Here is a 15,686-nt window from a genome sequence, read left to right on the forward strand (position 1 = left end):
TCATTCCCAAATTGATCTAGATAATAAGAATTGTTCAAAGAAAACTTAATTCCATTCAACATATCAATAAGATTAATAATTCTTTGCTCCCTTAACTGCAATATATCCCCAATACAATAATGACAAATCAATATCCAAAACAAAAAAACAAAAATCAAAATAATAAATGCTAATCCAAAATAAGCTGTGGCTTGTCCAAACTCAAAATTATTCTTTTGATATACCCAATTATTAAAGGCTGTCCAAAGAGGTACAAATACAGCTATAAGTATCGCACTATAAGACATTACAATCGTTGAAAATTTCCTTTTGTTTTTTCTCTCAAGATGCTTTTCAAATCTTTCTATACAAAAGTCTAATGCCTCAATATTTTTAGTTTTATACTTATTAGGCTTATGTAAAATCTTTTTATTTATTAAAAACTTCTTTAACAATAAATATTTAAAGGTATACCATTCTTTACTTCCAAATTTAATTTTATACTCTTTTAAAATATAACTTCGAATATAATTACGAATGAATAATAAAGAAGTGATAAATAGCTCTATTTCAAATAAAACTATAAATATTCCCATAAAATCTAAAGTCTTTTTAAAAAGAATACATATTGTTATAAAAGATAATATTACACACATTTGTATTATAAAAAACCAAATTACTCTTCTTCTCACAGAATTAAACATAAAAAAAATATTCATTCCTCTATTACAAAAATCTAATAATTCTTTTTCAAACACACTAACAACTCCATTTAATTTTAATATTAAAATTAATAAATTCATAAATCGCAAATTATCCTAAAAGTTTTCTCTCCACTAAAAACTTGATATTCTTCTATTCTCCTTTAAATAAACTTATTTCTAAGATTATCACATAAAAAAGGTCTGCAACACATCGTTGCATGCCTTTTTTATAACTCTACGATGCGTTTCTTACTATTTAACATTAGAATAATTAAGGTAATTAAAGGAGGTACATATATGGACATTGGAAAAAAAATAAAACATTTAAGATTAATAAATAACATGACACAAGAAGATGTAGCCAGCCAATTATTTATTTCAAGACAAGTTATATCTAAATGGGAACTAGGAAAAAGTCTTCCTGATCTAACAAACTTATTAACCTTAAGCAATCTATTTAATGTTTCAATTGATTCTTTATTAAAGGAGGATTCAAATTTGCAAAATCAGATAATAAAACAAAGCAATTACAAAAGATATTTATTAATAGCTTCTCTCTACATATATTCTTTAATTACTATTGTTGTTATATTTTATTGTCTCATTGCCTTTTTACTTATGCCAAAAGACATAAAAACATCAGATCTAAAAGTTATCAATTCCCACTTTTATCAAGAAAGCGATAAGAAAGAAATTCTATATATTTATAGTAAATTAACACCTTTCTTCTCCAATTATTCAGGAGATTATAGCATTCAAACAAAAGAACATGAAATAAACATTCATGCTAATCGAAATTCAATTCCTTTTAGAAATAAAGATGTTTTATTTTCAATTGAAAAAGACATACCTCATGGAATAGATTGGGAAGAAAAAGATGTTTACATTGTAAATGAAAACAATAAAAAAATACTTATATATAACCATAAAAATAAACAACTGTATTACCAACTAAAAAATTAAAAAGTAGGCGATCAAAATTAAAAACATTTACAAATATATTTTTATACTAACTACGCTTATTCTTAATATAATTAGTTCTCTACTCATTATGAGTACTCGATTTACACCAGGAAATATGGTGTTTGCTATCACATTTTTATTTTTCACCATCCTATTCCAATCAACTACAATGCTATTCATTATATATATGATTAAAAACGAAATATCTAAAAAGATAAAAGTAATATTATATGTCTTTTTAACACTAGATATATTAATCTTTTTATTCTTAATCAATATGACATACATAGTAACAACATCATTAAAATATTATTAACATCTTTATAGCAAGGGAATGCTTGTAGACTGATCTATACTGCATTCCCTTATTATATGTATGCTATATTTCTATTCTTCTTTTTCCGACATTAGAACTTTTACCCAAAATACTTGGTTTTTGCCCTAACCTGGGGAACCGTCCTACACTTTTTATTCCACGGTTCACTTGACTACGAGCCTCTACACCCTCAAACTCCCAAAGATAACCCCAGCGGGCAAAAACCGCCCTTCTGGGGCCACCTCTGGTGAGTTTGCATGAGGGTGCCCCTCATAGTAAAGCGACTTTCGCGGCATAAACGCTCCGGACTCTGATCTTTACTTCCAAAATTGATACCATTTCTTCTCATTATTAGCTGCAATCATTTGTTTTACTTCTTGAAGTTCTCTCATAACCGTTATAACTGCTTTATCTCGATCATTGATTTGTTTCTTTTCAACAGCATTGGAATCCACTAATAATTTTTGCTGTGATTCTAATAAATTTGTTAATTGATTTATTTGCTCACTCTGCGTTTGTAACTGCTTTTGCTGTATTTCAACAGTACTTTTTAACTCTTGTAATAACGCCTTTAAATCACTATCTTCAGGAGTTATAACAGTCATAACTGCCTCTGTATTCTTTAATCCTTCTTCCTCTAAAAGAAGTTTACATGCTTCTTCTAATGTAACTTGGGGCATGTTTTTTAATTCTATTAATCTTTGTAATAATCTTAGATCATAGTCACTAAATATAACTCGTCCTTGCTCATCACGTTTAAAGACATAACAGTTATAACTCTCAATCAACAAATAATATTTCTTAACTGTAGAGGGCGACACCCTTAATCTCTTGGCAATTTGATTTACACTCTCATAAACAACAGAAGTCATAACAGTTATAACCCCCTCTTTTAATATTAAATCTTCGTCATAACAGTTATAACTGTTATGACACCTCTATCTTATCATCATAACAGTATTTTTTTCTATTAATCATTTTAACAATACTCAGATATATAATATAATTTTAATTATATTATATATCTATAACGTATCACAAATACTCAAGTATACATTCTCCCCTGTGGGGAGCTTGATTTATCCGCCCTAACGGCGTCAAATCAAGAAGTTCAAAAAATTTCTACTCATCAGAATGGTGTCCTTCGTCCCCCATTCTTCAAGCAGGGCAAAATACGCCTGCCTTGGCATGATAAAAGCTGACGCTTTTCCATGCCTGCGGTCAGACGCATTCATTTTTGATTCTCGCTGCGCTTGAACCAAAAACAAGCTCGGCAAGCCGAGTGAATGGTCTTCAGGCGTATTTTGCCCTGCGGGACTTCCTGTCCAGAACGCTTCGCATCTGTCCAGATTCTTTTTCTAAATCAGCTCACGCTTCTTAGAAAAAGACAAATAAAATTGCCCTCCGGCATTTTATTTGTTTGATCAAAATGTCATGCTCCGCATCACATTTTGTATTATCCAATCTATAGCTTTCGCTATTAGATTGGTTCATTCAAAACCAGCTTTCGCTTTTTTGAATGAAATTAAATAAACATTTGTTTAATAATGTTTATTTAATAAAAACGAATCATGTGTAAATGTCCACATGTCTACATTTACACATGATTCATAACGGAGGATACATAGCTTCGCTATGTCTTCCCAAATAAATTAATACACAAATATAGCAAAGACAGGAGGCATCCCTATGGCCGCGCCACGAAAACATATAAGGATTCTAAAAACAAAAGAAATCGAAGGTATGGATATGCTTTGGAAAACTGGAACAGCTACCAGAGAGCAAATGGAAAGAGAATATAACATCAAAGGAGATCGCCTGAAAAAACTTTGTCATAGCGGCTATTTAGAAGAACGCACAGGAAAAATTGTTCTAGGAGAAAAGGGAATAGAAAAGTTTAGAAAAGAGGGAAAAGAATATCAATATAAAACCGGCATAAATAACGCTAAACATGATATTCGTCTCTCTGAAAAATACATCTCTCTACCAAAAGAAATAAGAGAAACATGGAAAACAGAAAAACAATTGCATTCAGAGGCCCAGAAAGACCCCAAATACGCCGATTTCAAAAAAAGAATAGTAGAGTCCCATCCACAAGGAAAATTCCAACCAACGCCTGATGGAGCCGTCTATAGTGAAGCGCATGACGGTTACATTGCCATAGAGGTGACAACACGTAACTATAAAGAGATTGATATTCAACAAAAACAAGAATTTGCGAAGACATTTTTATCCGGATATGAACAACTATAGGAGGAGAAAACATGGCAATACAACCAACATTTATCGTTCCACCTACTTTTTATACAGTACATGAAATTATGAATAATACGAATTCACCCTATATCTTAAACTTACATGACATTCAGGAAGATCCACATAAGAGAAAATTAAGTGATGAATTACATTTATTCATCATGAAGCATTATCATAATCTATTTACATTTATGCTTCATCATCAGCCCTACATGTTAAAATCTCAATTTTTGGACCTATTTGGCTACCAAAAAGGAAAAAAGAATAAGTCTAGAACACTTGGTTATGCAAAATTAAAAGAGTTAGAAGATAAACTGTTAATTGGTTCTAAGTCCTTTTATGGTGCGGAATATATTTATTTATCTTATCGAGCTTACTATTATTTTGGCCAAGAAAAAAAGGTGCTACCAATTGCACCTGGAGAAAATGTACTCTTCCGTCACTTTACCCGCATGGAAGACTATCTAGAATTAAGTAAACAATATACAGATCCAATATTATTAACCGCATTACTTTGCTCTCACGAGCATTATTATCTGTTACATACAGAACCCTTTTTCCCAATTAACCCGATACAAGAAAAAGATACACGTTACTTTGGAGAATACTTCCCAAACAACAAAATACCTAAAAATCTTGATATGGAATTTATAACAGATTTTCTTATAAAGACAAAAAAAGAAAATAGAGGATTGTGGTTAATTAATGAAGAGACACCTGAAACTCAACTTCACGTACTCCTTACATTTATAGATGAACTCTTTAAGATTCTTACTACACGTTGTTCTCTTAAATTACTTATCAATGATCAAAAAGAATCCTTACGAATCGTAGCAAATATTATCCCAATACCAGGAACATCTTATATCACAATTAACAACCTAATCTCTGATATCTATCATATTGAATTTTTATTAAAGATTTGCTTCCCAACAGTAATAACAAGCTTTACTTTTATTGTGATGAACCAAGATCATGAACATGAATTAAACAATGTTATTAGTAGAATTACTAAACTTAGAGAAAATAAAAAGAACTTACAACCATGGCAATCTATGATTGATCCAAAAAACATCAAAATCAGGAATACAAATCTATTTAGACGTTTAAATTTTAATGATTCCTACGAATCTCAAAGAGAAAAACCACTTCTACAGTAAACACTTACTTTTCGTAAGTGTTTTTTAGTTTCCCCCCTACTTTTGAGGTAGAGGCTGGCCGGGGTGTGGGGAGACCCCACGTATTGCGTATCTAAAAATAGAGTAAGAATTAATTATTGGACGTTAGATCAAGCGATTTGGCTCGTATAATGAATAGCTCAAGCCGATATGCCTAAATCCCACTTTTGAGTGTATCGGCTTGGCGATGGAAGCAAACGAGCCAAAAAAAGTTTGGCAAGGATGCTAGAAAAAAGAAAAGTCTTCGACTTTAGCCGAGGATTGACGAGGCGACTTTTTTCTAGCAAAGGTGGAGATTTTTAAGCCGGGTTTGCTTAAAAATACTACCTGTTCCTTGCGGAACTTTTAGCTTTTTCTATATAGAGTAAGAAGGGACAAGTATACTAAAGTAGAAAATACCCAGTAATATCAAGGGTTTCAGGATTTTTCGTACTTACCGTTTTTGGTAAGTAAACTTACCGTTTTTGGTAAGTACGAAATTAATAAAAAAAGTCTACTTTAATAAGTAGACTTAAAATAATTTAATAGGTAAATTTTTAAGTTGTTTTGGAACCTTTCTAAACATTGCTTTAAGTGTTGGATTAACCTCATCTCTATTCCCTGAAAACATAATGTGAGGATTTATAAATAATGCATAGGCTCTAACATTATTATCATCAACACCACTCTCTGAACGAGCTATAATACCTTTATCAATTAACTTTCTAACTAGTGGACTCACCTTAGTTTCATGTCTTCCAATTTTTTTAGCTAATTCTCGCTGAGTTAATGGGATTTGTTCTTTTGAATTAATATCACTAACTAAACAATTACTTAAAAACCCTACACACATTGAAATATCTAATAAAAATACTTTTTCAGCATTTGTTAAATAATCAATTTTAAATAAATATTGGATATTTTGTTGAATGATTTGAACAAACTTTGCTTTATTTTTTATTTTTCGTTCAGGAACTAATTTCATTCCCCTTGAACTGGCTTTTGCTTGGAGCTCATTTACTATGTACATCTCTTCTTCTGACAAGATCTTCGAATTCTCGATATCTCTCAATCTTGCATTTTTTTCAGCTTGTTCTAAATTGACGAGCTTTGACATAATCTTTCTCCTCTTTTCTAAGATTTTCAACTAGAGAAAAGGAACATTTTATGCTATGATTCTTATAGAAATTAAAAATAAATACATTCATTAAAAATCCCTTCTTTTCTAATTGATTTGCTTGGTCGCTTTCAATTATAACACGATGGGATTTTTTGTTGTAACTGAAAAATAATAAAACGTATAGAAAACTAAGTTAGTACAATCTTATTAATTATTTTTTAATATGATAAGATTGTACTAATACTTACAATTAAATTCCATATAATATGTAAGATTATACTAGGTAAAATTGAATTAGTCTTTTTATACAATATAACAAATACCATTCCCATGATCGTTGCTGTAATTGGTAAGCCACCATGTGAAAGACCAAATACTAATGAAGAAACTAATATCCCGACAATAAAATTATGTCTTTGTTCTAAAAACCTATAAAAAATACCTCTATACATTACTTCTTCTTTAATTGGGGTAATAAATGCTATACTAAAAATATATATAATATTTTGTATAACATTATTTTGAAGAGACGCCACTCCTAATTGATTTCGTTGTTGTTCCGCACTTTCAAAACCTAATAAACTTAAAGTTATATATTGAGATATAAAAATAATAATAAACCCTAACAATATGTATCCATAAGTTTTAGGTACTTTTAAAACTGATACATTCCAAATATCAGTAATAAAATTACGTGCTGGTTTATAAAATAACACTACCAACATAGTAACAATTGCATCTATTACTAAAATATAATAACCCTGTGTAATATTCTTTACAGCTTCTTCACCATAAATTCCAGCAACTAAAGCCAAAAACATACCACTCAAAAATGAAAATCCCAAAACACTTAAAAAAGTTACTAATAAATTTTTATATGTAAAAAAACTTACTTTGTTTTCTTTATTATTAACGTTTAAGAATACTTCTGTCATTTTATTATCCTCCATTAATTAGATATAAAATCTAACTTTCTTAATAAAAATCTCCATATTTTTTCTTCTCCCGTTACAATAGAAGCTTGCCCTATCATACCTGTATGTAATTCATTCAACTCTTTTGTATCAATAGTTGCTTCTAATTCATACATATAAGATTTAGAATCCTTATTAAAAATAGGATTTGCCGATACATAAGTTACCTTACCAATTTGTTTATCCGTTTTCTTTAATTTAAATGAATACTGTACTTTATTCTCTTTTTTAATCCCCTTTATCTCTTGAGCTGATAATAAAATTTTTATCTTCTTTTCATCCTCTTTTGGAATAACGGAAACTATTTCTTGACCAGGATCAATCAAATCACCTTGTTGTATAATAGAAGGGAATTGTACAATCCCATCTTTTTTTGCCTTTATAGTTGTGGTTTCATTTTGATTATGTAACCCGTTCAACTCTTGTTTTTTTAAAAATATATCTCTCTCTAAAGATTCAACTCTTTGATTAACTGAAATAATAGCATTTTCTTTATATTGATTTAATATATCTTGCTTTTGTTCTTTCTTTCCCTCTCTAGTAATTTCAACTTTTTCCCTCTCACTTTCTAAAGTTTTTTTCCTTTGTTCAATTCGTTTTTCAACACTATTTTTTTGAGATTCCAAAGAATCTATTTTATCACCTAGCAACTGTTTCTGTTCTTCCAAAACGTTCTCTCTTGCTTTCTGTTCTTCCAAAGCGTTCTCTCTTGCTTTCTGTTCTTCCAAAGCGTTCTCTCTTGCTTTCTGTTCTTCCAAAGCGTTCTCTCTTGCTTTCTGTTCTTCCAAAGCATTCTCTCTTGCTTTCTGTTCTCCTAAAGCGTTCTCTCTTGCTTTCTGTTCTTCCAAAGCGTTCTCTCTTGCTTTCTGTTCTTCCAAAGCATTCTCTCTTGCTTTCTGTTCTCCTAAAGCGTTCTCTCTTGCTTTCTGTTCTCCTAAAGCGTTCTCTCTTGCTTTCTGTTCTCCTAAAGCGTTCTCTCTTGCTTTCTGTTTTTCAATAAGTTTTATTTCTCTTTGTATACTTTCCTTCTCTTCGATTAATCCTTGTAAAACTTCATCTTGTTCATTCGAAAATTTACTATTATCTATTACCTTCATCTCACTCTCTTTTTCATTTTCTAAAGATTCATATCCTTGCTCATATCCTTTATATTCTTCTATTATTTTCTTATCTACTTCATTAGAAAAAGATGATTTATGAAATTGAATGCTTTTTTTTAGCTCTTCTAACATTCCCTTTTGTTTATCTAAATGCTGAACAATTTGATCAACTTGATTATACTTGTCTACTAATTCTTGATTCTTTAATTGAATTAAAGAATCTCCTATTTTCACTTCATCTCCAGATTGAACAAAAACAGTATCTACAGTTCCAACAATTTGAGATCTAGATGCACTTACATCTGATTTACCTTGCACTATTGCTGTTCCTTTACTTACAGTATCTAATGTTCCTATATATGCCCAAATTATAAATACTAACAAACTTAGAGCAAGAAAAAATAATAATCCAGCAATAAAACGAGGAGGTTTTCTTTCTAATAATTCCACACTATCTGTTAATTGATCAAAAGAATAAATTTTACTCATAATGCCCCCCCTCCAATGCATTAGAATGTACCCTGATATATTCCGAATGGACTGTCTGATTTTTCCAAAGAGAATGATACTTCCCTTCATTAATTAGTAATTCTTCATGAGAACCTTGCTCTATAATATTTCCCTTTTCCATTACAAAAATTAAATTTGCATGTTGAATTGTGCTTAAACGATGGGCAATCATAATAACTGTTAATCCTTGTAATCCCAACTCTTTTAACATATCTGTAATATATTTTTCTGTTGTAGAGTCCAAATTACTTGTAGCTTCATCTAAAATTAATATATCTGGTTTTTTTAATAATGCCCGTGCAATTGCTAAGCGTTGTCTTTGTCCACCTGACAAGTTCGATGCATTTTCTTCTAATAAAGTATCATAACGTAAAGGTAAATCACTAACAAAATCATGTACAGAGGTCTTTTTACAAACCTGTATAATTTCTTCTAATGTGACTTTATTTTCTAAACCAAAACATAAATTTTCAAAAATTGAAGCACTAAAGAAAAATGATTCTTGTGAGACATATGCAATTCGATTTCTTAAAGCTGTTCGATCTATTTCTTTAATATGATAATTATCATAATAAATATCACCTTGTTGTGGCTCATAATAATACATCAAAAGCTTCGATATTGTCGTTTTACCAGAACCGCTTTCTCCTACAAAAGCTACCTGATTACCTGGTTCTATACCGAAATTTATATTGTTTAATACATCTTTACGTGTTCCATAACGAAATGTAACATTCGAAAATTTAATTTCTCCTGACAATTTTTCAAGTGATACTTTATTATGCTCTTTATCATTTTTTTCCAAATCCAGATCAAAAATTTCATTCAATCTTTCCCCAGCAACTAATGCAGATTGCATAGCAGGTTGAATTCCTATTAAATTCTCAATAGGATTTAAAAAATATGCTAAAAGTGCATTATATGTAATTAACTCACCAATCGTCATATTTCCTTTTAATACTTGTATTGCACCAATCCAAAGAATTATAGTTCCCCCAATTAATTCTAATCCCGTTTTAATAGAACTTTGTAAATTAGATAACATTCCTCTTTTAAATACATGTTTTAATAAATTTACAAAACGACTTTCAGTTTGAAAAAACACTTCTTTTTCAGCATTATAAGACTTTACAGTTGCAATTCCATTTAAAGATTCTACTAAATATGATGTTAACTTTGCATTACTCTCCATTTCTTTTCTATTAATAATTTGATAAGGCTTATTAAATAGAAAAATAATACCTATATAAAAAGGTATAAGTAAGAGTGTAACTCCAAATAAAAGTGGACTATGTATGTATAATAAACTCGCTCCTAATATAACCATTAGAGTATCAATCATTAATGTAATCGTTATTGTTGATAATGCATCTCTTATCTTACTTGCATCCATAAAACGAGAAATAATTTCCCCTACTTTTCTTGTTTCAAAAAAGTTCATAGGCAAACCTACAACATGACGATAATAACCAAGTATTAATTGAACATCTATTCTTCTACTTAAATATAAAATTAAATGAGTGCGAAAATATGAAAGTAAAACCTGGAAAATATACAATACAATAATTCCAATAGATACAATATGAAGTGTTCCCATCAATTGATTAGTTACAATATCATCAATTAAAAACTTAAAATAAAAAGCCCCTAATAAACCAAATAAATTAAAAAAAACTGAAGCAAAAAACAAAGGGAATAACAAATGCTTTTGTTCTTTTAATAAAGATAAAAATCGAGAAAAAGTACTTTGAGTAGCCTTCCCTTTTTGAAACTTATTACCCGGAGAAATTAAAACCAAAATACCAGTCCAAATTTTACCGAAATCATCTAACGAGTATGTAACAAAACCTTGACTTGGATCAACAACATAAACCTTATTTTTTTTAACTTTATGAATAACAACATAATGTAATAACCCACCATCCATCACTACATGTGCAATAGCAGGTAAAGAAATTTCATTTAATGCTTCTAAACTCGTTGCCTTTACACCTTTTACATTAAATCCTAATTTTTCAGCACCTTCTAAAAGTCCCTTTATATTTGTGCCATTCAAATCTGTTCCAACAACTTCTCTCATTCTAGAAATTGAAATAGTTAATCCATAATATCTAGAAATCATTGATAAACAAGCTGGTCCGCAATCCTTTAAATCATGCTGTTTTATATAGGTGATTTTTTTTCTTAACATATCAAAATCCTTTCAAAATATAAAACTTATTAATTATTAAAAAAGTTGTTTTTCCTTTTAAATATTTAAAAGGAAAAACAACTTGAAAGAGTTTTTTAATTAATTAGAATAATATCCCCAAACTCCACCAACAACAGCACCAGCAGCAGCACCGATAATAGCTCCTTGAGGACCTCCAACAAGACCGATTCTACCTCCCCATTTTGCTCCACCAGCAGCAGTAACAGCAGCAACACCTAATCCGTTTGCAACAGCAGAACCCCAATCACCACCATTAATATCCAATTCTTCTAATGAAATATCCTGTAAAAATTGTTTTTTGTCTAATGAGAATTCCATGAAATTACCTCCATTTTTATAAAAATAAAATTATTAATTATTATCGACTAAAACACCAATAGCGTATGCTACTCCACCATATGTACCACCAAGAAACGCTCCAGCTGGACCACCAATAGCAAATCCAACACCTGCGCCTCCAGAAACAGCACCAAAAGTTTCACCAGCATAATTACCCCAATTTTTCTTACCACCATCTACTTCCAACTCTTCAATAGAAAGAGCAGTAAATAAATTTGAATCCAACATGAAATTTCCTCCTTTTAAATAAATTTATTTGAGTGTTAAAAATATAATATAAAAATTTTTCGATATATAAATCAAAAAAACAACATTTTAATCATGAATTTCAAACTAATTATTTCTTTTTTTATAGTAAGAAAATAAATTTATTATCATATTAATTAAACATACAAATATAATTGAGTACTTGAAAATAGCACTTTTATAATTTCCAAAAACCAAAAACATTATAGCTAAAAATGATAGTATGCTAATAATTAAATGATACGCATAGTCGTTTCTTTTTTTCATTATTCATTCCTACTTTTTAAATTTATAACTAACATATACTATAAAAAATCAGTCATAAAATGAATTTTAAATTATATTTCGAAAATATAAAGATTATATAATTACACAAAAAGACTTTATCACATAAAATAACAAAAAAAGTAAAATATGCATAATTGCATATAAATATGATAACTAAAATCCTAAATAGTATTTTTAAAAAATCTAATATTAAATTTCACAATAAATCATATATTTGACATATATACAAAACAAATGTTATATATATATTACAGAATTACATATATATACATTGGAGGACATTGAAATGCTTACCAAAGTAAAACGTATTCGGCTTGAAAAAAGTATAACACAAACAGAATTAGCAAAATTAACAAATGTTAGTAGACAAACAATTGGTTTAATTGAACAAGGTGAATACAATCCATCTTTAAATCTTTGTATTAAAATATGTAAAAGTTTGGGTGTAACATTAAATGATTTATTTTGGGAGGAAAATTAAACAATGAAAAAAAAATGGGAAGAAAAATTATATAAACACTTTATAGGAGCAATAGATGAAAGAGACGAATATCAAAAACAAGAAATAAATAAAGAATTAGCTTTTTCAGGAATGATTTTATGGTATTTAAATATGATAGCAATGTTTATTATGTTAATAGTTGATACAATTAACAATACTATGTCTATAGGAACTATAATTACATTTATAATTAATATGATCTACGCAGGTTACCTAATACGAAATATAGAAAAGAAAAAACTAAATGATACAGAATGTACAACAAAAGAAGAGTACTTAGAAAAAAAGAAAAAATTAAAAAAACAAAGTTTAAAAGCAGGAATATATTTTAGTTTTCAAATGTTTATTTTAATGTGTTATATTTTCCCTTATTTAAGTTCAGGAACAATATCTATTTCATTATTTGATATTATTATATGGAGCGGTGGAGGAATATTTTTTGGAGTATCAATATATTTAGTAGCATTATCTAATTTAAAAAAACTATATTAATTCTTGTAAATTGAAATCAAACACAATTATCAATTAAAATATAAAAAGAGACCTAAATAAATAGGTCTTTTTTTATTCTCGAATGTAAACTTTTGAATATTAGTTTACATTCATTTTACCTTAAACATTGAATTCTTACTGATTTCCCTGATATCCTCAATTTATAAAACAAAAGTATACATTCAAAATACTATAAATAAAGAGGTCAAAATCCATGAACAAAAAACCACATCTCATTGATGTCCAACCCATCCGTAGCAAAGAACAGATCGAAGATATGAAATGGGCTCTTAAACGTCATTGTTCAGAAAGAGACTATATTCTCTTTCTAATCGGTATTAATACTGGATTACGTGTTAGCGATCTACTCCAAATTCAAACAGAAACCATAGTAAAGTTAAAACGGAAAAAGAGAAAAGAATTTAAGATCAAAGAAGGAAAAACGAAGAAAGAACGCATGATTAATCTTACCTCTATTTTTGATGAAGTCTATTCGTATGCCCAAGCCCTAAAAAATACCTGGTTATTCCCTTCCCGAAAAGGAGATCAGCCCATTAGTAAGATCCAGGCTTATCGACAATTGCAAAAAGCCGGAGATTTTTCCGGTGTAGAATCTATCGGGACACACACTATGCGCAAAACCTTCGGTTATTGGTTCTATAAACAAACAAAAGATGTAGCCATGTTACAAGAAATTCTAAATCACAGCACACCACAAATTACTCTCAAATATATTGGAATTAATAAAGAAGAAAAAGATAACATATTAGATATATTTTATATTTAAATAAATCATATTGTTTTATAATATAATTTATAATATAAATATGAAAAAAAGAAAGGAATATACAAAGCTTATGGAAGATTTAATTCTTCTTTTTGAAGAAGAAAAAGAATTATTTGAAAAATACAATGCAACAAAAAAAAAAATTCTATCCAAAGTTAAAATTATCTACAACGTTCCCTTCAGAGAAGAAATGATAAGTATACTTAAAGAAGTATCTTATCCAATAAAAGAAATCAAAATAATAGAAGGTTACCATGAAGCATGGAAAGAAAATATAAATGACATAGAAGAAATTAAATATTTTCACAACATAATAGTAGATATAAAAAATACTAACGAAATTACTCCAAATCCAAAGATAGAATTACATTATGATACAAAAATAACTAAAAAAAATGTACAATCTAATACAATTACACCATCAAAAAAAGAGATACATATAAAATCATTAGTAAATCAAGAAGAACAAACTCAATTTGAATTTGAAAATGAATTAAATATTGATACAATACCCCCAAAAACAGATGAAAATTCATCTTGGAGCAAAAAAATATCAAATATGTTCAATAACTCAAAAAAAATAGTAGCAAAAAATAAATTTTAGGAGAATAATAATATGGCCGTTTTAAATCCAATAAAAGAAGTATTAAAAGAATCTAATATAAAATATCTAACAGATTCCAATGGAGAAGTAATTATAAAATTTTTAACACAGTTTGAACCAATAGAAATCCGTTTAAAGAATGATAGAAAATTAAATTGTATACACTTTTTAGCTCCAAAACTTGTATTATTAAAACATTTATTAAAAAAAGATAGAATTAAAATTAATGAATTTCTATCATATATGAATTCTGGAAGAATGTTATATGGTAACTTTGGTTTACAAAAAATAGAAAATAAAGCATATCATATATTTTATACATACTCAGTTTCATTAGAATCCAGAAAAATAAAACATGAAGAGTTAATAGATTATATATCATATATAGTTGCCGCATACGAAAAGCTCTGTGAAAATTTAGATATGATTCGTGAAGATGAAATTGATTTTGATTTTGATAGACTCGTAGAATATGGTGAATGAAAATGGGAGAGCCAGCAAAACAATTAAGTGTAGATGAAGCCATCGAAAATATCCCTTATAGTAAAACAATGATAATAACATTTTTTCTACTCATGGTCATGTGCGTACTTAGATTTATAATTCCTAACACTGGATTTATACATCTTATAAGTTTTTTATCCTTACTTATCACTTTTATTTTATTAGGAGCGATGATCAAAGAAGATACCGAAAAAATTAATTGCTTCAAAGATTCACAATATGAAAAATTTATTTTATGGTATATTCTCTTTATAATAATAATCTTATTAATCTTTGCCATTTCATATTTCATTCCTGAACTATCACACAAAAAAAATTCAGAATTTGATTTAAAAGGCTGCCTATCAGATATCATGACAATGATAGCATTTTTTATTGCGCTATTTCAAAATACCATTTCAAAATGGATATCTATATTAATAACATCTTAATTCATAAAAATATAATTAAATAAACTCATATATAGCAAGGGAATGTCTGTAAACTGATCTATACTACATTCCCTTATTATTTTGCACCCTTTATTGCTATTCTTTTTTTCAACATTATTACTTAATTAAAAATAATAAAAAACTCATTTCTTTTTTTACTTCATACTCATCAATTACTTTAATTACAAGCGTATTAATATCC

General features: G+C 28.6%; 17 protein-coding genes. 9 read left to right on the forward strand and 8 right to left on the reverse strand.

Features of this window, described 5'->3' with window-relative positions:
- A partial coding sequence (locus QCI73_RS30490; RefSeq protein WP_353824171.1) for a hypothetical protein occupies window positions 1-782 on the reverse strand: 782 nt, incomplete at its 3' end.
- Window positions 783-980: 198 nt separating this feature from the next.
- Here QCI73_RS30490 and QCI73_RS30495 point away from each other — a divergent pair.
- Window positions 981-1,646, forward strand: a complete 666-nt coding sequence (locus QCI73_RS30495; RefSeq protein ID WP_353824172.1) for a helix-turn-helix domain-containing protein — start codon at window positions 981-983, stop codon at window positions 1,644-1,646.
- Between the two features lie 633 nt (window positions 1,647-2,279).
- On the opposite strand, the gene QCI73_RS30500 is transcribed toward QCI73_RS30495, so the two are convergent.
- Window positions 2,280-2,834 (reverse strand): DUF3967 domain-containing protein, encoded by a 555-nt coding sequence (locus tag QCI73_RS30500; RefSeq protein ID WP_242302366.1) that lies wholly within the window; start codon window positions 2,832-2,834, stop codon window positions 2,280-2,282.
- Window positions 2,835-3,651: 817 nt separating this feature from the next.
- Here QCI73_RS30500 and QCI73_RS30505 point away from each other — a divergent pair.
- Window positions 3,652-4,215, forward strand: a complete 564-nt coding sequence (locus QCI73_RS30505) for a hypothetical protein (RefSeq protein WP_242302443.1) — start codon at window positions 3,652-3,654, stop codon at window positions 4,213-4,215.
- A gap of 11 nt (window positions 4,216-4,226) precedes the next feature.
- A complete protein-coding gene (locus tag QCI73_RS30510) occupies window positions 4,227-5,378 on the forward strand; it encodes a hypothetical protein (protein WP_242302442.1) in 1,152 nt (383 codons plus the stop codon).
- Between the two features lie 529 nt (window positions 5,379-5,907).
- Here QCI73_RS30510 and QCI73_RS30515 read toward each other — a convergent pair.
- The 6 genes from QCI73_RS30515 to QCI73_RS30540 form a co-directional block, all read right to left on the reverse strand.
- Complete coding sequence (locus QCI73_RS30515) at window positions 5,908-6,492, reverse strand: MarR family transcriptional regulator (protein ID WP_353824173.1); 585 nt, start codon at window positions 6,490-6,492, stop codon at window positions 5,908-5,910.
- Window positions 6,493-6,713: 221 nt separating this feature from the next.
- Window positions 6,714-7,430 (reverse strand): CPBP family intramembrane glutamic endopeptidase, encoded by a 717-nt coding sequence (locus QCI73_RS30520; protein WP_353824174.1) that lies wholly within the window; start codon window positions 7,428-7,430, stop codon window positions 6,714-6,716.
- 14 nt (window positions 7,431-7,444) lie between these two features.
- Window positions 7,445-9,058, reverse strand: coding sequence for an HlyD family efflux transporter periplasmic adaptor subunit (locus QCI73_RS30525; protein ID WP_353824175.1), 1,614 nt, complete (start codon window positions 9,056-9,058; stop codon window positions 7,445-7,447).
- Window positions 9,051-11,270 (reverse strand): peptidase domain-containing ABC transporter, encoded by a 2,220-nt coding sequence (locus QCI73_RS30530; RefSeq protein WP_353824176.1) that lies wholly within the window; start codon window positions 11,268-11,270, stop codon window positions 9,051-9,053. Before QCI73_RS30530 ends, QCI73_RS30525 begins: the two co-directional genes overlap by 8 nt.
- Before the next feature lie 99 nt (window positions 11,271-11,369).
- Window positions 11,370-11,609 (reverse strand): bacteriocin, lactobin A family protein, encoded by a 240-nt coding sequence (locus QCI73_RS30535; protein ID WP_098762274.1) that lies wholly within the window; start codon window positions 11,607-11,609, stop codon window positions 11,370-11,372.
- A gap of 33 nt (window positions 11,610-11,642) precedes the next feature.
- Complete coding sequence (locus QCI73_RS30540; RefSeq protein ID WP_353824177.1) at window positions 11,643-11,858, reverse strand: bacteriocin, lactococcin A1 family protein; 216 nt, start codon at window positions 11,856-11,858, stop codon at window positions 11,643-11,645.
- Between the two features lie 592 nt (window positions 11,859-12,450).
- On the opposite strand from QCI73_RS30540, the gene QCI73_RS30545 reads away from it, so the two are divergent.
- The 6 genes from QCI73_RS30545 to QCI73_RS30570 all read left to right on the forward strand — a co-directional run bounded on the left by QCI73_RS30545 (window position 12,451) and on the right by QCI73_RS30570 (window position 15,484).
- Window positions 12,451-12,645 carry a helix-turn-helix transcriptional regulator gene (locus QCI73_RS30545; RefSeq protein ID WP_242302376.1) on the forward strand — a complete coding sequence of 65 codons (195 nt, stop codon included), beginning with the start codon at window positions 12,451-12,453 and terminating at the stop codon, window positions 12,643-12,645.
- Window positions 12,646-12,648: 3 nt separating this feature from the next.
- Window positions 12,649-13,158, forward strand: a complete 510-nt coding sequence (locus tag QCI73_RS30550; protein ID WP_242302375.1) for a DUF3278 domain-containing protein — start codon at window positions 12,649-12,651, stop codon at window positions 13,156-13,158.
- Between the two features lie 214 nt (window positions 13,159-13,372).
- Window positions 13,373-13,945 carry a tyrosine-type recombinase/integrase gene (locus QCI73_RS30555; RefSeq protein ID WP_242302374.1) on the forward strand — a complete coding sequence of 191 codons (573 nt, stop codon included), beginning with the start codon at window positions 13,373-13,375 and terminating at the stop codon, window positions 13,943-13,945.
- A 70-nt stretch (window positions 13,946-14,015) separates the two neighbouring features.
- Window positions 14,016-14,549, forward strand: coding sequence for a hypothetical protein (locus tag QCI73_RS30560; RefSeq protein ID WP_242302372.1), 534 nt, complete (start codon window positions 14,016-14,018; stop codon window positions 14,547-14,549).
- 12 nt (window positions 14,550-14,561) lie between these two features.
- Window positions 14,562-15,032, forward strand: a complete 471-nt coding sequence (locus tag QCI73_RS30565; RefSeq protein WP_242302371.1) for a hypothetical protein — start codon at window positions 14,562-14,564, stop codon at window positions 15,030-15,032.
- A 2-nt stretch (window positions 15,033-15,034) separates the two neighbouring features.
- Complete coding sequence (locus QCI73_RS30570; RefSeq protein ID WP_242302370.1) at window positions 15,035-15,484, forward strand: hypothetical protein; 450 nt, start codon at window positions 15,035-15,037, stop codon at window positions 15,482-15,484.
- Window positions 15,485-15,686 lie beyond the last annotated feature (202 nt).

Origin of the sequence: Bacillus cereus group sp. MG16, from assembly GCF_040459875.1 — a bacterium.
Taxonomy (GTDB): Bacteria; Bacillota; Bacilli; order Bacillales; family Bacillaceae_G; genus Bacillus_A; species Bacillus_A paranthracis.